Origin of the sequence: Halosimplex litoreum (genome assembly GCF_016065055.1) — an archaeon.
GTDB classification, from domain to species: domain Archaea; phylum Halobacteriota; class Halobacteria; order Halobacteriales; family Haloarculaceae; genus Halosimplex; species Halosimplex litoreum.
The window spans coordinates 2590727-2609499 of sequence record NZ_CP065856.1 but is presented as its reverse complement, the minus strand read 5'-3'; the positions used below and the strand labels follow the sequence as shown (position 1 = coordinate 2609499).

The 18773-nt window shown below is 65.5% G+C and carries 17 protein-coding genes; 7 read left to right on the top strand and 10 right to left on the bottom strand.

All coding sequences use genetic code 11. The features are described 5' to 3' along the window. Positions 1 to 66 precede the first annotated feature (66 nt). Together I7X12_RS12820 and I7X12_RS12815 are read left to right on the top strand one after the other, a co-directional pair. On the top strand, positions 67 to 444 hold the full coding sequence (locus tag I7X12_RS12820) for a winged helix-turn-helix domain-containing protein (RefSeq protein WP_198060465.1): 378 nt from the start codon (positions 67 to 69) through the stop codon (positions 442 to 444). Beyond that, positions 441 to 719, top strand: coding sequence for a DUF7521 family protein (locus tag I7X12_RS12815; protein WP_198060464.1), 279 nt, complete (start codon positions 441 to 443; stop codon positions 717 to 719). The genes I7X12_RS12820 and I7X12_RS12815 overlap by 4 nt, the downstream gene beginning before the upstream one ends. A gap of 818 nt (positions 720 to 1537) precedes the next feature. Here I7X12_RS12815 and I7X12_RS12810 read toward each other — a convergent pair. After that, complete coding sequence (locus I7X12_RS12810; RefSeq protein WP_394355630.1) at positions 1538 to 2515, bottom strand: aldo/keto reductase; 978 nt, start codon at positions 2513 to 2515, stop codon at positions 1538 to 1540. 112 nt (positions 2516 to 2627) lie between these two features. Here I7X12_RS12810 and I7X12_RS12805 point away from each other — a divergent pair, with 112 nt between their 5' ends. Together I7X12_RS12805 and I7X12_RS12800 are read left to right on the top strand one after the other, a co-directional pair. Then, complete coding sequence (locus I7X12_RS12805) at positions 2628 to 4559, top strand: glycoside hydrolase family 127 protein (protein WP_198060462.1); 1932 nt, start codon at positions 2628 to 2630, stop codon at positions 4557 to 4559. Between the two features lie 95 nt (positions 4560 to 4654). Continuing rightward, on the top strand, positions 4655 to 5683 hold the full coding sequence (locus tag I7X12_RS12800) for a Gfo/Idh/MocA family protein (protein ID WP_198060461.1): 1029 nt from the start codon (positions 4655 to 4657) through the stop codon (positions 5681 to 5683). A 31-nt stretch (positions 5684 to 5714) separates the two neighbouring features. Here the strand turns inward: I7X12_RS12800 and I7X12_RS12795 are convergent, their stop codons facing one another. From I7X12_RS12795 to I7X12_RS12760, 8 genes are all read right to left on the bottom strand, one after another. Further along, entirely contained in the window at positions 5715 to 6644 is a 930-nt protein-coding gene (locus I7X12_RS12795; protein WP_394355609.1) for a carbohydrate ABC transporter permease, read from the bottom strand. 60 nt (positions 6645 to 6704) lie between these two features. Beyond that, positions 6705 to 7670 (bottom strand): sugar phosphate isomerase/epimerase family protein, encoded by a 966-nt coding sequence (locus I7X12_RS12790; protein ID WP_198060460.1) that lies wholly within the window; start codon positions 7668 to 7670, stop codon positions 6705 to 6707. Between the two features lie 117 nt (positions 7671 to 7787). Continuing rightward, positions 7788 to 7997 carry a hypothetical protein gene (locus I7X12_RS12785; protein WP_198060459.1) on the bottom strand — a complete coding sequence of 70 codons (210 nt, stop codon included), beginning with the start codon at positions 7995 to 7997 and terminating at the stop codon, positions 7788 to 7790. 164 nt (positions 7998 to 8161) lie between these two features. Beyond that, the gene (locus I7X12_RS12780) at positions 8162 to 9106 is read right to left on the bottom strand and encodes a carbohydrate ABC transporter permease (protein WP_198060458.1); all 945 of its coding nucleotides are present in this window, start codon (positions 9104 to 9106) and stop codon (positions 8162 to 8164) included. A 1-nt stretch (position 9107) separates the two neighbouring features. Next, a complete protein-coding gene (locus I7X12_RS12775; RefSeq protein WP_198060457.1) occupies positions 9108 to 10091 on the bottom strand; it encodes a carbohydrate ABC transporter permease in 984 nt (327 codons plus the stop codon). Position 10092: 1 nt separating this feature from the next. Continuing rightward, complete coding sequence (locus I7X12_RS12770) at positions 10093 to 11394, bottom strand: extracellular solute-binding protein (protein WP_232342829.1); 1302 nt, start codon at positions 11392 to 11394, stop codon at positions 10093 to 10095. 365 nt (positions 11395 to 11759) lie between these two features. Then, complete coding sequence (locus I7X12_RS12765; RefSeq protein ID WP_198060455.1) at positions 11760 to 12686, bottom strand: hypothetical protein; 927 nt, start codon at positions 12684 to 12686, stop codon at positions 11760 to 11762. 7 nt (positions 12687 to 12693) lie between these two features. Continuing rightward, entirely contained in the window at positions 12694 to 13866 is a 1173-nt protein-coding gene (locus I7X12_RS12760) for an ABC transporter ATP-binding protein (protein ID WP_198060454.1), read from the bottom strand. Between the two features lie 469 nt (positions 13867 to 14335). Between I7X12_RS12760 and I7X12_RS12755 the strand changes: the two genes are divergently transcribed. Continuing rightward, positions 14336 to 15232, top strand: a complete 897-nt coding sequence (locus I7X12_RS12755) for a DMT family transporter (protein ID WP_198060453.1) — start codon at positions 14336 to 14338, stop codon at positions 15230 to 15232. Positions 15233 to 15263: 31 nt separating this feature from the next. On the opposite strand, the gene I7X12_RS12750 is transcribed toward I7X12_RS12755, so the two are convergent. Next, positions 15264 to 16364: an MFS transporter gene (locus tag I7X12_RS12750; protein ID WP_198060452.1), complete on the bottom strand. Its 1101-nt coding sequence runs from the start codon at positions 16362 to 16364 to the stop codon at positions 15264 to 15266. Positions 16365 to 16771: 407 nt separating this feature from the next. Here I7X12_RS12750 and I7X12_RS12745 point away from each other — a divergent pair, with 407 nt between their 5' ends. Then, complete coding sequence (locus I7X12_RS12745; RefSeq protein WP_198060451.1) at positions 16772 to 17551, top strand: IclR family transcriptional regulator; 780 nt, start codon at positions 16772 to 16774, stop codon at positions 17549 to 17551. A 991-nt stretch (positions 17552 to 18542) separates the two neighbouring features. Continuing rightward, a complete protein-coding gene (locus I7X12_RS12740; protein ID WP_198060450.1) occupies positions 18543 to 18764 on the top strand; it encodes a hypothetical protein in 222 nt (73 codons plus the stop codon). Positions 18765 to 18773: the final 9 nt, after the last annotated feature.

Below are 18773 nucleotides of genomic sequence, written 5' to 3'. Positions count from 1 at the left end.
CGCGCCCGCGAACCGAACTCGTATACGACCGGATAGCATATCCAACCGCGTCTCCAATCGCGAGTAATGGCGGAGGAGTCAGCGCCGGCGCCGGACGAGACCCCGCTGACGGCCGTACTCGAAGCACTGAACGACCCCGACTGCCGGGCGATCCTCCGGGAGACCGCCGAACCCATGACCGCGACCGAACTCATCGACGCCTGTGACATCCCGAAATCGACACTGTACCGCAAGCTCGACCGTCTCGGTTCGGCAGCCCTCCTCCGGGAGCGCGACACTATCAATCCGGAAGGCGGCCGCACGACGACCTACGAACGCGATTTCGAGACCGTGCTGATCGCGATCGAGGACGACGACACCTTCTCCGTCGCCGTCAACCGGCCGTCCCGGGGCGCAGACGAACGGCTCGCGGACATCTGGTCCGCGATGGGGGACGAACTATGAACGAGACCGAACTCGCCATCGCCGTCGTCAAGTCGGTGATCTTGCTGTTGGGCGGCGCCATCACGATCGTCGCCTATCGCGCCTACCGGCGGGCGGGCGACCCGTCACTGCGGGCGCTCGGCGCCGGGTTCGGCGTGATCACGCTCGGAGCGCTCGTCTCCGGAGCCGCGAACCAGTTTTTCGCCGTCCCGTTCGAGACCGGGATCCTCGTCAACAGCATCTTCCTGGCGGTCGGGCTGGCGATCATCATGTACTCGCTGTACATGCAGCGGTGAGGACGTGTAGCGTCGCCGTCCGCTCACGCTCCCGACAGTCGACGTTCGGGACTTTCGACGGCCCTCTGGACGAGCGTCGGTTGGACTGGGGCACCGACCCAACGAAGTGCTCGCACCGAACCCGAACCAGACGACGAGGACACGGACCCGCGGTGACCACCGATCACGGCCGTCGTCGGCAGCAGGACCGGTCGGTCCGTCTCGACTCGTTCGACCGACCGTCGGCCGACCTCGGAACCAGGCGCATACATCATCTAACGAGGTATGTAGTGAAAGTGTTGTGATCGCGATCTCTGGAGGTGCGTCGTCTTCACGGCTTCGAACGGTAATTCGTTCGTTCCGTGCAGTATCGGCCGCCGTCTGTCCGATCCGCGCCAGCTACATCGATCGGCTGCCCATCGCCGCGTTCGCGCACCGTTGCCGACAGCCCCAGCGAGACGCGACAGAACCGCATCTCGAGGCTCGGGGATACGACCCCACATTCTCGCGGCATCTTCTGACACTAGAGACGGATCGGTTCTTTCAGCTAAACACGCTCCCCGTCGGTCGTCTCGAATATCCAGCGGCTCTCCGGTCAGATCGCAGACGGGGCGAGAACCGTCGGAACGACGACGGCCGGACGGTCGATACCGGTGAGTGACTCGGCGGGCGACGTCGACGTCGGGTGGCCGATCGACCGACTCCCTCGAGCGCGGGAGCCCGACGAGATCCCCCGGCCGAAATGATGACTTTCGTACTATTTTATACAACTGTACGTTTCTTTATCTGTTAGTGCCGGGAGGATCGTCGACCGGAACTCGCTGACGAGTCGGCACCGCTCACCACGGGACCTTCCGTTCGGACCAGCTCGGTGATTTCGGTGCTTCGAGTCGTTCGATCTCCCGATCGGAGAGGGAGACGTCGAGCGCCGCGACGCTGTCGTCGAGTTCCTCGACGGTCGTGGGCCCGACGATCGGCGCGTCGACCGAGTCCTTGTGGAGGAGCCACGCGAGGCTGACCTGGGCCATCGTCGCGTCTTTGACCTCGGCGAGGTCGCGGACGACGTCGAGCACGGCCCAGTTCTCGTCGGTGAAGCGCTGTTGCATGTACGGGTCCTCGGCGGCCCTGCTCCCGTCGTCGGGGTCGTCGTCACGGTCGTAGCGACCCGTGAGGAACCCGCCAGCCAGGGGAGACCACGCCAGCGTACCGACGTTCTGGTCGGTACAGACGGGCAGGAGATTCTGCTCTTCGTGACGGTCGACGAGGCTATACTCCAGTTGCATCGAGTCGAAGCGTTCGTATCGCTGCCGGTCGGCCTCGTAGAGTGCCTTCGTGAACTGCCAGGCGGCCATCGTACTCGCGCCGACGTACCTGACTTTGCCCTCGTCGACGAGGTGGGTGAGCGCCGAGAGTGTCTCCTCGATGGGCGTGTGTTCGTCCCAGCGATGGATCTGGTACAGGTCCAGATAGTCGGTCCCGAGGCGCTCGAGCGTTCGATCGACCTGTTCGAGGACGTGCTTGCGTGAGAGCCCCCTGCCGTTGGGGCCCTCGCGCATCCGTCCGAACACCTTCGAAGTGACTACGAGTTCCTCACGGCGCCCCTGGATGGCATTCCCGACGATCCGCTCGCTCTCGCCGTGAGAGTAGACGTTCGCGGTGTCGAGAACGTTGATTCCCGAGTCGATGGCGCGGTCGATGATCTCGTGGGCCGCCTCCTCGTCGCCGACCATCCACGGCTCCTCGGTCCCGAAGTTCCAACAGCCCAGACAGAGTCGCGATATCTCGAGTCCCGTTCCCGACAGCCGCGTGTATGCCATGTCGTGTTGTGACACACTCTCGATTGTGCAGATCGGAGTAAATAGATTTCCCCGGTCCCGGCCACCCCTTCCACTAGCGTTTTGCACCTCCGAACCGATGTGAGGGTGTACCATGACGACACCTGCGTATTCGGTAGGCGTGACTGAGGTCGAGATCGACGACGAGTTCTGGTCTGGGTGGGTGGAGACCAACCGCGACGTGACTATCGAGTACCAGTACGAGCGACTCGAGTCGTCCGGTGCGCTGGAGAACTTCCGCCGGGCCGCCGCGGGCGAAACCGGGGGGTTCAGCGGGATGTGGTTCCAGGACAGTGACGCCTACAAGTGGCTCGAAGCCGCGAGTTACGAACTCGCCAAAGACGACGACCCGGACCTGCGCGAACGAGTCGACGAGGTGATCGACCTCGTCGCCGCCGCACAGGAGGACTCCGGCTACATCGACACGTACTTACAGCTCGTCGAGCCCGACGGGAAGTGGACGAACCTCCACCTACTGCACGAGCTCTACTGCGGCGGGCACTTGATCGAGGCAGCGGTCGCACACTACGAGGCGACCGGCGAGACGTCCCTGCTCGACGTCGGACGGGCTTTCGCCGACCACGTCGACGACGTCTTCGGCGACGAGCTAGACGGCGTGCCGGGCCACGAGGAGATCGAACTCGCACTGGTCAAACTGTACCGCGTCACCGGCGAACGACGCTATCTCGACCTCGCACAGTACTTCGTGGACCTGCGTGGCCACGAGGACAGACTGGCCTGGGAGACGGCCCATCTCGACGAGATCGCCGGCCACGCCTACAGCGACGTAGAGCAGGGCCGGGGCGACCAGATCATGGACGCGGGCCACAACCTCTTCCTCGAGGACGGCGGCTACGACGGGAGTTACGCCCAGGCGCACGCGCCGGTCCGCGAACAGGACGCCGTCGAGGGCCACTCCGTGCGAGCGACGTACCTCTACGCCGCGGTGACGGATATCGTCGCGGAGACTGGCGACGAGGAGCTGTGGCAGGCCGTACAGCGCCTCTGGGAGAACATGACCACGAAGCGCACGTACGTCACGGGCGGTATCGGGCCGGAACACGACCACGAGGGCTTTACCGAGGACTACGACCTTCCCAACGAGACGGCCTACGCCGAGACCTGTGCCGCGATCGGGAGTATCTTCTGGAATCAGCGCCTGTTCGAACACACTGGCGAAGCGAAGTACGCCGCCTTGATCGAGCGGACGCTGTACAACGGCTTCCTCGCGGGCGTCGGACTGGACGGCGAGCGCTTCTTCTACGTGAACCCCCTGGCCAGTTCCGGGGACCACCACCGGAAAGGGTGGTTCACCTGCGCGTGTTGCCCGCCCAACGCTGCGCGCCTGTTCGCCTCGCTCGGCCAGTACTGCTACGCGAAACGCGAGGGCGAACTCTACGTCAGCCAGTACGTCGGCAGCACGCTCGAGACGACCGTCGACGAGATCGACGTGACGGTCGAACAGACCAGTTCACTCCCCTGGGAGGGACGCGTCGAGGTCACCGTCGACGCCGACGGGGCCGTCCCGCTCAACCTCCGGATCCCCGAGTGGTGTGTCGACGCGACGGTCACCGTCGACGGCGAGGCCGTCTCGACCGACGGGTCCGGCTACGCCCGGCTCGACCGCGAGTGGAACGGCGAGACGATCGAACTGGTGTTCGAACAGCAGACGCGACTCACGGCCGCACACCCCGCTGTCGAGAGCGATGCGGGCCGGGTCGCCGTCGAACGGGGGCCACTCGTCTACTGCGCCGAAGCGGTCGATACCGACCGCCCCCTCCACCAGTACGCCCTCCCGGCGGACGCCGACGTCGAGAGCGAGCATCGCGAGGACCTGCTGGGCGGCGTGACCACCGTCGAGACGGAGGCCGCCGTCCCGTCGCTGGAAGGGTGGGCGGACGACCTCTACCGACCAGTCGAGGAGACCGACATCGAGGACGCCTCGCTCGACCTCGTGCCGTATTTCGCTTGGGACAACCGCGAACCGGGCGAGATGGCGGTGTGGCTCCGAGCGCTCGATCGCTGACCGCGGCGACGCCGTCCGCCACCGGACCGGCGGAGCCCCGGCGCTCGCCGACAGCGGACCCGTAGCTTTTTGTCACCGTCGATCGATTACCGAGTATGCCCGCGACAGAGGAGTCACAGGTATTGAGTATCGGAATCGTCGGTGTCGGCCTGCTGGGTCGAGCCATCGGCGGACAGTTCATGGCACGACCGGACGCCAGTGTGACGGCGATCACGGACGTCAGCGACGCGGCGAGAGACGAGGGTGGGGACGCCCTGGCCGTCCCGGACGCGTCACGGTACGCCGATTACGAGGCGATGCTCGACGAAGAGGCACTGGACGGCGTCGTCATCACGACGCCCCACGAGCTCCACTACGAACAGGTGAGCAGCGCGCTCGACCGCGGCCTGCACGTCCTCTGCGAGAAGCCGCTCGTCCTCGAGGTCGAACAGGCGGTCGAACTGCGTGACCGCGCGGCCGAGGCGGACCTCGTCCTCATGGTCGGGTTCCAGCGCCACCAGGACAGCGCGTTCCGTCGTGCTCGGGAGCGCTACGGCGCCGACGGACCCGAGATCGACTGGGTCACTGCGGAGATCACCCAGCCGTGGTTCGAGTCCTTCGGTGGGTCCTGGCGGACGAACACCGACCTCAGCGGCGGTGGTTTCCTCGTCGACACCGGTCGCCACGTCGTCGACGCGCTCCTGTGGGTCACCGGCCTCAACCCCGTCACCGTCACCGCCGACATGACCTACTGGGACGAGGGCGTCGACGAGCGCGCGAACGTCCACGTCGAGTTCGAATCGGGTGCGACGGCCGACATCTCGGTGTTCGGCGACGCGCCGGCGGTTCGCGAAGCCCACCACGTCTGGGACGAGGACGGCGCCGCCTACGTCGAAGGGCGAGGCTGGGGCGGGCGGTCGCTCACGACTATCGACGCCGAAGGCACCGAGCACGCGCCACTGCTCGACCGCAACGCCGAGCGTAACAAGGCTGAAGCGTTCATGGACTGTGTCGAGACCGGCGAGGACCCGCCCGCGACGCCGACCGACGCGATCAGGGTGACCGCCGTCATCGAGGCCGCGTACGAGTCCGCCAGGGCCGGCGAACGTGTCGTGGTCGACCTCCCCGAGAACGCGCGCTACTGAACGACCCGGACGACGCCAGGGCGTGCGACCGCTACTCTTTGAGCGCGCCCCGGGTGAGGCCACTGACGATCCTGTCCTGTGCGAGCGCGACCAGCGCGGCCATCGGCACGATCCCGACGATACTCGCCGCGGCCATGCCGCTGACTCCGCCCGCCCGAAACATCCCGTGGAGCAGCACGCCCCACTCCTGGGGCTCGCTGCGCAGCACGAGATAGGAGAAGAAGAACTCGTTGTAGACGACGACGAACGTCAGGACCCCGGCGGTCGCGAGGCCGGGCGCCGACAGCGGCGCGACGACGCGATAGAGCGCGCCGAGACGAGTCGAGCCCTCGATGCGGGCCGCATCCTCGAGTCCGTCCGGGATCTGCTCGAAAAACGTCGCGAGGACGAAGATCGCGAGCGGCATGAGCAGCGCCGACAGCGGCAACACGACCGCCCCCGGCGTGTTGTACAGTTGCGGGTAGTCCGTGCCCAGCCCGGGCAGCGGGACGTTCGCCGTGAACAGCTGGAAGAGGGGGATCACGAACGTCGCCGGCGGGAAATACGAGACGACGAGTACGCCCAGCATCAGGGGCGTCCGCCCGGGGAACTCGTAACGGCCGAAGACGTACCCGCCGATACTCCCGACCAGCAGGACGACGACCGTCGTCAGCGCCGCGATGAGGACGCTGTTGAAGACGTACAGGTGAAACGGGAACGAGTCGAAGAGACGCAGGTACGCCCCCGGTTCGAGGTCTGTCGGGACGAGCGCGGGGCCACCGGCGAGTGCGCCCAGAGGGGTGAGCGAAAGCACCAGCAGCCAGTAGAGGGGAAACAGCGACACGAGCAGGAAGAAGCCGGTCGCGACGTAGAACAGCACGCGGTAGACCGACCCCGGGCGCCGGATCATCCGACGGGCCAGATCCGCGACCGCCGTCGACGGTTCAGCGTCGGTAGTGGTCTGTTCCGACACCGGACTCACCTCCGTACCGGTCCCGGGTTCGCGTCCACAGGACGCGTCTCGCGGCGAGTACGCGGGCGATCAGGCCCAGTAGGCGTCGCCGGGCGTCTCCTCGAATCGCGCCCGCTTGAGCACGTCCACCGCCTTCTCCAGCCCCTCGGTCGGGCTGGCGAGCGCGTCCTCGTGTTCGATCGAGAGCACGCCGTCGTAGCCGACCATCCGGAGGGTACTGACGACGTCTTTCCAGTGTTGTTCGCCGTGGCCATAGCCCACCGAGCGGAAGCTCCACGCGCGGTCGGCGACGTCGCCGTACGACTGCGTGTCGAGGACGCCACGCGTCCGGGCCTGTTCCTCGTAGACTTTCGTGTCCTTGGCGTGGAAGTGGTGGATCGCGTCGTGCTCGCCCAGTAGTCTGATGGCGTCGGTGATCGAGATGTCCTGCCAGTAGAGGTGCGAGGGGTCGAAGTTCGCCCCGATGCGCTCGTTCGTCGCCTCGCGGAGTTTCAGGAGGCCGTGGGGCTCGTGGACGAGCATGTTCGGGTGCATCTCGACGGCGATGTCCACACCGTGTTCCTCGGCCAGCGGCGCGATCTCCGACCAGTAGTCGATGGCGACCTCCCACTGGTACTCCAGGGCCTCTGCGTGGTCGGGGGGCCAGGGCGCCGTGATCCAGTTGGGGACCTGCGCGGTGGGCGACCCGCCGGGCAGTCCCGAGAAGTTCACGACGGTGTCGACGCCGAGCTGGTCGGCCAGGGCGATAGCGTCGCGGAACTGTGTGTCGTCGGCTTCGGCCTGCTCCTCGTCGGGATGGATCGGGTTGTTGTGGGTCGCCAGCGCGGCCAGATCCATGCCGTGGTCGTCGAGCACAGCGAGCAGCTCCGACTGGGCGTCCTCGTCGTCGAGGACGTCCTGTGTCGGGAGATGGTCGTCGCCGACGTACCCGCCGCAGGCGAGTTCGACTGCCTCGACGCCGATCTCGTCGAGGTATTCGACCGCGTCTTCGAGTGGCTGGTCTCCGAGCAGGACTGTGAGCACTCCGACTTGCATACAGATCACCTTCCCAAGAGGAGTATATAATTCTTTCTCCGAGCCGGGACGATCGCCAGCGGCGACGAACGGGGGTGGCGTCCGGAACGGGGCGCTCGGAGGGGGAGCGGTGGAGCGTCACTCGTCGTCGGGGTCGCCGTAGAGTTCCGAGAGCCGCTCGGTCTCGCGGTCGTTCGGCTCGTCGTCGCGCCGCTTTCGCCACTGGACGCGGATCCAGGGGATGATCTGACGACGCAGGTCCGAGATGAACGAGACGATCCCGTAGACCCAGAAGAAAAACAGGAGCGTCCCGAACGCGAAGTACAGGATCACCCCGTTGGAACTCATCGTGTACCCTCCCCAGAGACAGCGACGGCCGCGCTGTCCCGGGCGGCGACAGTCGAGGAGTGCTCACGTGACGCCGCGGGGCGGGCGGGTTCGAGTGTCGCGTAACGCATGCGTATCGTTGACGAGGAGCGAGCGGGAAAAAAAGCTGTCGCCCGTGGCGGACGCTACTCTTTGAGCGCGCCCTGGGTGAGGCCACTGACGATCTTGTCCTGTGCGAGCGCGACCAGCGCGGCCATCGGCACGACGCCGACGATGCTCGCCGCCGCCATCAGGTTGTACGCCTGCGAGCGCGTCCCCTGGAAGCGGAACACCCCGTGGAGCAGGACGCCCCAGTCCTGGGGGTTGCCCTCCAGCATCAGGAACGAGAAGAAGAACTCGTTGTAGGTGATGATGAAGGTCAGGATGCCCGCCGTCGCGACGCCGGGCGCCGACAGCGGCATGATCACCTTGAACAGTGCGCCGACCCGGGTCGACCCCTCGATGCGGGCTGCGTCTTCTAGCCCGTCGGGGATCTGCCCGTAGAACGTCGCCAGGATGAAGATCACGAGCGGCATGATCAGTGCGCTCAGCGGAAGCACGACGGCCCCCGGCGTGTTGTAGATCTGCGGGTACTCGAAGGCGATTCCGAAGAGATCGACGTTCGCCGTGAACAGCTGGAAGAGGGGGATCAGGAACGCCGCCGGCGGGAAATACGAGATGACGAGTACGCCCAGCATCAGGGGCGTCCGCCCGGGGAACTCGTAGCGGCCGAAGACGTACCCGCCGATACTCCCGATCAGCAGGACGACGACCGTCGTCAGCGCCGCGATGAGGACGCTGTTGAAGATAAATAGGTGGAACGGGACGGTCTCGAAGACGGTCAGGTACACTCCGGGGTTGAACCCGTTCGGCAAGAATGCGCCCATCCCGGAGATGCTGTTCTGTGGCGTGAGCGAGAGCACCATCAGCCAGTAGAACGGGAACAGCGACATCAGCAGGAAGAAGCCGGTCACGACGTAGAACAGGACCTGATAGACCGACTGCGGTTTCTGGACCATGCGTCGAGCGAGGCCCTCGATGGCGTTCGAGGGCTCGGAGTCGGCCGTCGCCTGGCCGGTAGATTTCGCCATCTCAGATCCCCCCGTACTCGAGGTCTCTGAGCTTCCAGAGGTAGCCGATGAGCGCGATGGCGATGACCGCGGCCATGATGAACGCGATGGTCGCCGCAGAGGCGTATCGGTTGGCGTTCCAGGTGGTGACGACCAGACACGTCAGCGTCGGGAGCGTGTTACAGTTGGTGACCGTCACGACCGTGCCGTACACTTTCAGCGCCGCGATGGTCCGAAAGAGCAAGGCGATCAGAAGCGTCGGGAGGACGAGCGGGAAGGTGATCGTCCAGAACTCCTGGAGTTTCGAGGCCCCGGTGACCTTCGCGACGTTGTAGAGGTCGCGGTCGATACTCTGGAGGCCCGCGAGGATCAACAGCGCCATGAACGCCGACTGCTTCCAGATGTCGGCGGCGATCACGATGACCAGCGACGACCACGAATCGGCGAGGGGCGCCCCGGAGATGAGTCCGAGACTCTGGAGCGGGTCGACCGCGAAGCCGACGCCCGGGGTGAAGATCAGGTAGTAGATCATCCCCTGGATGACGATAGGGACCGCCCACGGCAGGATGAGCGCGACACGGACCCAACGTCGACCCCGGAACCGCTTGTCCAGGACCAGCGCCATCCCGAACCCGAGGATCGTCTCGATCCCGACGGCGATCCCGGTGAACAGCACCGTCACGGAGACGGCGCTGGTCAACGGCGTCGACAGGTCGAGAAACGGCCGCGGGAGCAGGGCGTTGGTCTGGCCGGTGAGCATCCCGACGTAGTTCTCGAAGCCGACGAACTCGCCGGTCGCGTCCGAACTGATGATGTTGTCCGCGTGCAGAGACATCTGGAACGTATCGACGAGCGGCCAGATTGCCATCGCCCCGAGCAGGACGAGCACCGGCGTCAGCATCAAGTAGACGAACTGTGTGTCGCTGAGTCGCTCGACCCGATTCAACAGGGCGAGGTCGACCCTGAGCGGCGATCGAGTGGTCCGTGCGTTCGTTTCCGTGGCCATATCAGCCCTCGAAGTTGTTCTCGATAGCGGTGAGGCGGTCGGCGAGCTGGTTCATCTCCTCGGTGGGGTTGCCGCCGCTCTGAAGCGCCGAGTTGGCGGACTGCTCGATGGCGTCGGCCTCCTGTGGCCAGAGGACGGTCACCGGTCGCGCGATAGAGTGCTCGCCGGCGTAGGCCAGCGAGTCGACGTATCGACCCATGATCGGGACGTCCGTCGAGTCGGCCAACACCTCCTGGACCGGCGGCATCCATCCGGTGAGGCCGAAGTTCTCTTTCATGAAGCCGGGTTTCTGCATCGCCTGAAGCATCGAGACGACAGAGTCGACCTTCTCGGAGTTGGGGTTGACACCGACGTGCCAGCCACCCAGTGCCGCGGTCGACCCGCCGGTCCCCGGGTAGTTGCCCTCGCCCTCGGGGACGCCGTAGGGCATCGGCATGACGCCCTGGGTCTCGCCGAGGTTGTCCTCGGATCCGCTGATCGCGATCGAGTACGGCCAGTTGCGCAGCGCGACCGCGTTGCCGCTGGTAAAGGGCGCACGGGCACCCTCGACGTCCCACTGGGCGACCGCTTCCGGGGAGATGTTGCCCGCGATGTTGTCCAGCGTGTGAGACGCGTCGTTGCCGTGGACGAGCGTCCGGGCCATCTCCAGGGACTTGATCACCGGCTCCTCGTCGACGGTGACCGGTCGCTCGCCGATGTTCTGGTAGAGGTTCTCTTCGGGGTTACCGAAGAAGGCACCACCGTAGGTGGTCAGGTACTCGTTGAACACGCAACACGAGAGCTGTTCGGCCGCGATGTGCTGGGTGTTGAACCCGTACTCGACGTCGGACTGCTGGTAGACGTCCTTGAGCTCGGCCGAGAACTGCTCCCAGGTCATCGGGTCGGTCGCGTACTGCTCCCAGTCGTATCCGGCGTCCTGGACCAGGTCCTTGCGGTACTGGATGGTCGGGAAGTCCGGGTAGATCGGGAACGCGTAGAGGTCCCCGTTCGGGCCGGTCGCGGAGTTGACGCTGGCCTGGAAGTAGTCGTTGTGGACGCGGTCCAGCAGGTCTTGGGGGAGCGCCTCCTCCAGGTTGAGTAACTGGTCACGGACGAGGAACGGGATCGTCCACCCGCTGTCGAAGATCATGATGTCCGGGGTCGTCCGACCCGCGGAGAGCCACTGGCGGTACTGGGACTGCTGGTCGTCGGTCGTCTGCCCGACGGTGTTCATCTCGATGGTGATGTCCTCCGACATCCCGTACTTGTGGAGCAGGTCGTTGACCTCCTGCTGCACGTTCGCCCACTCGTCGTGAGCGATCATCTCGACGGTCGTCCCACCGGAACTGCCGCCACCGCCACTCGTCGACGTCCCGGTCGAACCGTCGCCGCTACCGCCGTCGCCACCGTCGCCGTTACCCGAACAACCGGCTAAGCCGCCCGCGACACCTGTAGCGCCCACTGCCCTGATAAATCGCCGTCGGTCGATCGAACGACCACTGGTTGAACTCTCATCGGTCATGTGAAAGACACACATACACCGCTCGCCCCCAAAATATATAATAGTTTCGCATACTCACCCGGATCGGCCGGTCGAAGCGTCCTGACTACCGGGTCCGATCCCGTTCACCGCAGTCGCTGATGGACTGGGTGCAGTGAAACACGGACTGCGGGCAGTGCTCCGCCAGGTCACTCGGCGTCGGGGTCGGCCTCGAAGACGGTGACGAGTTCGTCGCAGTCGGGACAGGCGAGGACTGCCTCGATCCCGTCGGCGACGTACCGGGGGCTCCCACAGCAGGCCCGTGGCGAGGAGACGTCGAGGTCGGCATCGCATCGCGGGCACCGCTCGAGGAACTGACGCAGCGGCGGTGCGGCCAGCGTCCGCTGACTCGGGGTGAGGTCGGTCCGGTCGGCGAGGGTCTGGACGGCGGTCAAGTCGGCCGCGGCGGCGGGGAGCGACAGCCACGTCTCGGCGGCGATCCGTTCGTCCGCGTCGGTGAGCTGTATCCACTGTCGACCGTCGTCGGTCACGACAGAGGCGTCGGCTACCCAGGGTATCACCGCTCTCAGGCCGGTAGCGAGCTTCTCGGGGCTCGACTCCGTCTCGCGACTGTCGACGACCGTCGCGCGCCAGGCGTCGTGGAACGCTGGGGCCAGCGCCAGCGCCGTCCCGTCGTCGACCAGGACGTCCGCAGCGAGGAGTTCCTCGACGACGGCGGCCCCGGCCGCCCCGTCGGTGGACCCCGCGGAGACGCCCTGGCCGGACACGGCAGGCGTCGTCTCGGGATCCGACTGGTCGCTGTCCCCACCGTCCGTCGCGGCAGTTCCGCTCGGCGCCCCTGAGGGGGTCGCGTGGCCGAACCGGTCACCGGGAAGTGCGGGCAGGACCCGACCGGTGACCCGGGGGGTGTACGGGACGAGATACCCTCGAAGCCAGACCGCCGCGAGACCGGCGACGGCCACCGCGACGCCGACGAGGGCGACACTCGCCCAGCCCACCGCGACCGCCGCGACCGCGAGGATCGCCACGTTCAGGGCCGTACACGGCCAGCAACGGTTCGGCCCGGTGTAGGCGTCCCGGCGGAGTCTCGAGAGGCCGAGGGTGTCAGCACACATCAGCGGGTCACTGCGTTTCGTCGACGAGCTGTTTCGCCGTCATCCCGTGGACGAGCGCGTCTCCGGAACTGGTCTCGAAGAGGTGCAACTTCGAGCGGTCGAAGACGACCTCGATCTCGTCGCCCTCCTCGAGTCGGTAGTCGGGGTCGACACCCATGAGCAGGGAGCCGATATCGGCACCGATCTCGTCTTCTTCGGTCTCGACGCCGACGTCTGCCATCTCGGTTCCGGTGTCCAGGTAGACGAAGATCTGTTCACCGACGGGTTCGAGGACGTCGACAGTCGCCGAGATAGCGCTCGAAGGTGCCTCGATCGAATCGGCCTGTTCCGCGGGATAGACGTCCTCCTGCCGGATACCGAGGGTGACGTCAGTCAGATCCCCGGGGAGGTCGACGTCCGAGACGTCGATGTCGAACGAGTCGAACCGGAGCCGGTCGCCGTCGAGTCGGCCCTCGAAGAAGTTCATGCTCGGCGAGCCGATGAACCCGGCCACGAAGAGGTTTGCCGGTTCGTTGTAGCAGGTCAGTGGCGGGGCGATCTGCTGGAGGACGCCGTGGTTGATGACGGCGATCCGGTCGGACATCGTCATCGCTTCCTCCTGGTCGTGGGTCACGTAGATCGTCGTCACGTCCAGTTGGCGCTGGAGCCGCTGGAGTTCGGTCCGCATGTGCACCCGCAGCTTCGCGTCGAGGTTCGCCAGCGGTTCGTCCATCAGGAATACGTCGGGGTCCCGGACGATCGCGCGACCGATAGCGACACGCTGGCGTTGCCCGCCCGAGAGCTCGCTCGGCATCCGGTCGATCATCCCCTCTAGCTGGAGGATCTCGGCGGCCTCGTCCACCCGCTCGTCGATCTCGTCTTGCGGGAAGTCGCGGAGCCTGAGCCCATAGCTGATGTTGTCGTAGACGTCCATGTGCGGGAACAGGGCGATGTTCTGAAACACCATCGCCAGCCCGCGGTCTTTGGGCGGCAGGTCGGTGACGTCCCGGTCACCGATGTAGACGTCGCCCTCCGAGGGCGTCGTGAGTCCGCCGATCATCTCGAGTGTCGTCGATTTGCCACACCCCGACGGACCGACCAGGCAAATGAACTCGCTATCCTCGATATCGAGGTTCATGTCGTCGACAGCGACTACGTCGTCGTAGCGCTTCGTGACGTGCTCCATGCGAAGCGATCCCATAACTACCTCTCACATTCCCGGGATTGCTGTATAAAGGTTTCGCAAGTGGGAGCGATCGACCGCTCACCGAACAACTTCGAGAGCGGACACCCAGACGACCGACCGGGAGTCCGGACGTCCACCGCTGTCGAGACGGCGCGCTCGGTCTCCCGCTGGCCAGGCCAGCTCGACCCGGAGTACCGGTCGTACTGGTGACAGGCCGATATTCTCGGGCGGGTTCGGCGCCCGGTGCCCGCGACCGGACAGTCCGAGTCGCGGGCGGAACAGTCGTGGATGGTTCCTGCTACTGGACCCCGCGGTCGCCGGCACGAGCGTGTGACCGGCTCGATAGACCACGAGTCGCAGGGGCCACGATATCGCGGTCCGCGTGGACGGGCGGTGCACGCGGGCGAAGTGATCGGGTACCGTCGACGGACTGCCATCGGTACGATCGGTACATTATTGTGCTTCTCGCCGAGAGCGGGTGACGATGGATTCACGGAGAGACATCCTGCTGTTCGTCCTGCTCAGTGTCGTGTGGGGCTCCGGGTTCGTGGTGGTCAAGATCGGCCAGTCGTACTTCCCGTCGGTGTTCTACGCGGCGCTGTGTTTCGACGTGACGGCCGTCGGGCTGTTCGCGTATGTCCTCACCGTCCACGACCAGTGGCGTCCGCGCACCCGGCGTGGCTGGTTCGCCGCCGGCGCGATCGCACTGTTCACCGTCACGATCTACAACTCGTTTTTCTTCGTCGGCCAGCGTGGTGCACCCAGCGCCGTCGGCGCGATCGTCCTGAGTTTCATCCCGCTCATCACCGCGCTGTTCGCACGGCTGTTGATTCCGGACCGGCGATTCGCGGTCGTCGAGGTCGTCGGATTGCTCGTGGGGCTCGCGGGCGTCGCGCTCATCGTGCGGCCGACGCCAGCTACGATCGCGACGGGCGACGTCAGTCGCCTGTTGATACTCGTCGCGGCGACCAGCAACGCGCTAGGCGGCGTCCTCGTCCAGCGCTTCGATCCCCCGGCGTCGACCCCGGTGCTGCTCGCGTGGGCCACCCCGCCCGGCGGCATCGCGCTCCACTTCGTGAGTCTGTTCGTCGTTCGCGAGTCCTACGGCGACCTGTCGGTGACGGTCCCAGGGGTGTTGGCGGTCGCCTATCTGGCACTGCTGGTCAACGTGGGCGGGTACATGGTATTTTTCACGCTGCTCCGGCGCGTCGGCGCGTTCGAGGTGAGCCTGGTGAACTATCTCCAGCCGATCGTCGCGGCGGTCGTCGGCTGGCTCGTCCTCAGGGAAGGGCTGGACCCGGTGAGCGTCGTCGGCTTCGTCGTCATCGTAGCCGGGTTCGCGCTGGTCAAGCGCGACCAGTTGCGGTCTTTCTTCCAGTGACGGACGACCACGGGGCCGGGCTGACGACGGCTCACTCGGGGATCCACCGGAGCCGGTAGACCAGGAGCAGACAGGCGAGGACGGTCCAGAGACCGACCGAGGCGAGACGGAAGACCACGTCGTAGGCCACACCGCCCGCGACGAGCGCTCCGAGGACCGCGCTCCCGGGCGCCTCGATGGTGATCGTCGCAGCGAGCAACAGCGCGTACGCACTGCCCCGGTTCTCGTCGGGGACGGAAGTCAGGAGATACGAGTCGAGCGCCGGGAAGAGCGCGTGTATCACGAATCCGAGGGCGATCGACGTCGCGGCCAGGGGCCAGAATCCGTCGACGACCGGGAGCAGACCGACCAGTCCGGCGAACGCCGCAACGATACCCAGCACCAGCGGGACGCGACGGATCCGGTCGGCCAGTCGGCCGCTGACCCAGAACGCCGGGATCCCGGCCGCGAAGCTTAGCGATAGCAAGAGGCTCGCGCTCGACGACGAGACGGTCTTGGTAGCCGAGAGGTACGGGACGTAGAAGTTGAACACGCCCATCCAGACGAACATGGTCGCGCCCGCCATCCCGACGCCAGCGACGACGACTCGCCACTGACTGCGAACGCTCGTCAGGAACGCCGCCGGTGGCGCATCGGTCCCACCGGGAGGATCGACATCGCGACTCAGCGCCCAGAACAGCGCCGTCGCGACGAAGACGGTGGCGCCCGCCACCGCGAAGGTCGTCCGCCAGGTCCCGACCACGAGCGCGGCCGTGACCGCCACCGGGGCGAGTGTCGCGGCGACCTGCTGAGACATGCCGTGGATCCCGACTGCCCGACCGACCTGCGTCGGGTAGAGGTCCGCGAGAAACGGGTTCACGGCGGCGAAGTACCCACCGGCAGAGAGTCCGAGGAGAGCCGCCCCGAACGCGAGTACCTCGACCGTCGGCGACACCGAGACGAGGACGTTCGCGCCGCCGAGGACGACCCCACAGGCGACGATCATCGGTCGGCGACCGACCCGCGTGAGGAGATATCCGGCCGGAACGGCGCTGACGGCGGTCCCACCCCACATCAGCGTCAGTACCAGCCCTATCGTCCCCTCGGAGACCGTGAACGCGTCCATCAACGACTGGACCAGCGGCGCGAACACTACTCGCGAGAGTCCGAGCAAGAACACGACTGTCAGCAGGGATCCGAACAGTCGACTACGTCGAACCGGCCTGGGTTCCGATGAGTGCATTGGTCTGTCGGGGCACACGGTTCGCGTATCTAGCGCCCCGGTAGTGGTCCGACTCGGTACTGGCGAATAACGATACTGGTCTGTCGGTCCACTCCGACGCCCGACCGGCACGCTCTCGGACCGTCACCGCGCTCTCGACCGACCACCGACGCCACCCCCGATCCATCACGAACGATAAAAATAGACCGTCCACCGATAGTGAACGATTCGAGGGAGGAGGAACGGAACGTTCCGGCACCACGGTCACGTTCCGCCCCGGATACGCGACGGGTTTAAGTAGAAAACTGGACTACTCCAGGAGAGAACGACCACGAATGATGGACACGAACGACACCGAGTCCTCGGCCAAACGGGTACAGTCGACGAAGAAGCTGTTCACTATCGTCGATACGCTCCGCGAAGCCGAGTCGGCAGGCGTCTCCGAACTGGCCGAACGGCTCGGGATGGCCAAGAGCACCGTCCACGTGCACCTCAAGACGTTGGAGGAGGAGGGATATCTGGTCAACGACGGCGGGGAGTACCGACTCGGGCTCAAATTCCTCGAGGTCGGGGGCGAGATCCAGCAGCGTCTGAACGTCTTTCGAGCTGCCAGACCGGAACTCGACGCACTCGCCGAAGAGATCGGAGAGACGACACACCTCGGTATCGAGGAGACCGGCGAGCGCGTACTCGTCTACTCGTCTCAGCCGTCCGACGGGGTGTTCGACAACTCCCCACTGGGCCACCGGACGAGGATGCACTGGACCGCACTCGGCAAAGCACTCCTGGCAGAACTCCCCGAGGAACGAGTCGAGACGATCCTCGCCCGGCAGGGGTTACCCGACGCGGCCGAGAACACGATTACCGAGCGCGAAGAACTCTTCGCGGAACTCGGTCGGATCGACGAAACCGGGTACGCGGTCGGCGACGCCGAACACCGCCAGGGGATCAAGACGATCGCGATGGCGCTCCACTACGACGGGAGTCTCGACGCCCCGACCGCTATCGGAATCAGCGGGCCGAAACACCGTCTGGAGGAAAAGTACCAGGACGACGAACTAGCCGACGCCCTGCAGCGGACAGTGAACGTGATCGAGTTGAAATCCAAACACTATTGATAGCGTTTTCGTTCACTATCGGTGGACGGGTTGCCCGCCGCCCGACACGGGTCGAGCTGGCTTCAAAATTACGCCTGTAGTATTGTAATTTCAGCTCGGGATCGAATCCTGTAGTGTGATAGGACACGCCACGGCACTCCCGATCGACACTGGTCGGAAACGGGGCCCGTTCGCTGCGATCGACGGTTTCTCCCTACCGGACGGTAGTCGGTACACCGATAGTGAACGTCAGACGGCCCCACCCACGTTCGGAGGTGACGCTGGTCGGTATCGATCGCGGTGGGCAGTTGCTCGAGCGAGCCGAAGGACCCACTGCTGAAGCCGTCTCGGAGTCGCCGCCAGCACTCTTCGGCGGGATCGAGTTCCGGCGAATACGCAGGCGGCGTGACGGAGGCGAGGCCGTCACGGGCCACACGATCCGTGACGGCCGACCCCCGAAAAGACGGCCGATCGCCGACTGCGATATCAGATCTTGTTTGAACTCGTAGTATATAAGCAAAAGTATACTTTTGCGTCGCCGGCGCCGCCGTACTCGACGGCCTGCTGTAGATGCAGTTGCTGTCTTCGAAGGATACACCGGGTAAGCACGTCCAGTCGTGTTGGCCGGAGCGGTCGGCGCCTGGCCGGGTGCCGCACGGGACCCGCGCGGCGCCCGAGTCGACCCGAACGAGCGTCTCGGTTCGGTCGGGACGCAGTATATTGGTCGCCGTCTTCACTCGCGCTGTCTGATTTCGTCGGGAATCCTCGCTGAATCGTCGGCCTCAGCGGCTTTTTGACGGTTCCCTCGACAATTCGGCCCAGCCTTTGCGCAACTGCCGGCAGTTCTGCCAGGAGGACTAGACGCCACAGGTTGCGTCGAGGACTGTCCGGCCGAACGCGGGAACCGCACCGCCGGGCCCGTCTCGACTTCCGTGGGTAGTTCGTGAACGGTTCGTTCCGATAGTTGTCTGTTTGTTCTGAGTGGTATCGTTTTTTCTCATATCGAGTATATTTGTACGAGGCGCTCGAACGGTTCGTCGGTTCGGCGCCGTTCGAGACGCCTGGAGGTCGCGTTTCGACCGACGTCGTGCCACTCGGCGAGTGCGGTCCGTCTCACGCCGTCGTTGGCCGCGATCGCCGCTACCGACCGTCGTATCGGTTCGTCTTCCCCGACGTCGTCGGGGGCGCTTCGGGAATCCTCGGGGGACCTCTCGTCGAGATGGGGGTGTCGTAGACGGTACCG

Coding starts and splice junctions, on each gene's coding strand:
- I7X12_RS12820 (WP_198060465.1), top strand. CDS start 67: ATGGCGGAGGAGTCAGCGCCGGCGCCGGACGAGACCCCGCTGACGGCC.
- I7X12_RS12815 (WP_198060464.1), top strand. CDS start 441: ATGAACGAGACCGAACTCGCCATCGCCGTCGTCAAGTCGGTGATCTTG.
- I7X12_RS12810 (WP_394355630.1), bottom strand. CDS start 2,515: ATGGCATACACGCGGCTGTCGGGAACGGGACTCGAGATATCGCGACTC.
- I7X12_RS12805 (WP_198060462.1), top strand. CDS start 2,628: ATGACGACACCTGCGTATTCGGTAGGCGTGACTGAGGTCGAGATCGAC.
- I7X12_RS12800 (WP_198060461.1), top strand. CDS start 4,655: ATGCCCGCGACAGAGGAGTCACAGGTATTGAGTATCGGAATCGTCGGT.
- I7X12_RS12790 (WP_198060460.1), bottom strand. CDS start 7,670: ATGCAAGTCGGAGTGCTCACAGTCCTGCTCGGAGACCAGCCACTCGAA.
- I7X12_RS12785 (WP_198060459.1), bottom strand. CDS start 7,997: ATGAGTTCCAACGGGGTGATCCTGTACTTCGCGTTCGGGACGCTCCTG.
- I7X12_RS12780 (WP_198060458.1), bottom strand. CDS start 9,106: ATGGCGAAATCTACCGGCCAGGCGACGGCCGACTCCGAGCCCTCGAAC.
- I7X12_RS12775 (WP_198060457.1), bottom strand. CDS start 10,091: ATGGCCACGGAAACGAACGCACGGACCACTCGATCGCCGCTCAGGGTC.
- I7X12_RS12770 (WP_232342829.1), bottom strand. CDS start 11,394: ATGATCGCTCACGACGAGTGGGCGAACGTGCAGCAGGAGGTCAACGAC.
- I7X12_RS12765 (WP_198060455.1), bottom strand. CDS start 12,686: ATGTGTGCTGACACCCTCGGCCTCTCGAGACTCCGCCGGGACGCCTAC.
- I7X12_RS12760 (WP_198060454.1), bottom strand. CDS start 13,866: ATGGGATCGCTTCGCATGGAGCACGTCACGAAGCGCTACGACGACGTA.
- I7X12_RS12755 (WP_198060453.1), top strand. CDS start 14,336: ATGGATTCACGGAGAGACATCCTGCTGTTCGTCCTGCTCAGTGTCGTG.
- I7X12_RS12745 (WP_198060451.1), top strand. CDS start 16,772: ATGGACACGAACGACACCGAGTCCTCGGCCAAACGGGTACAGTCGACG.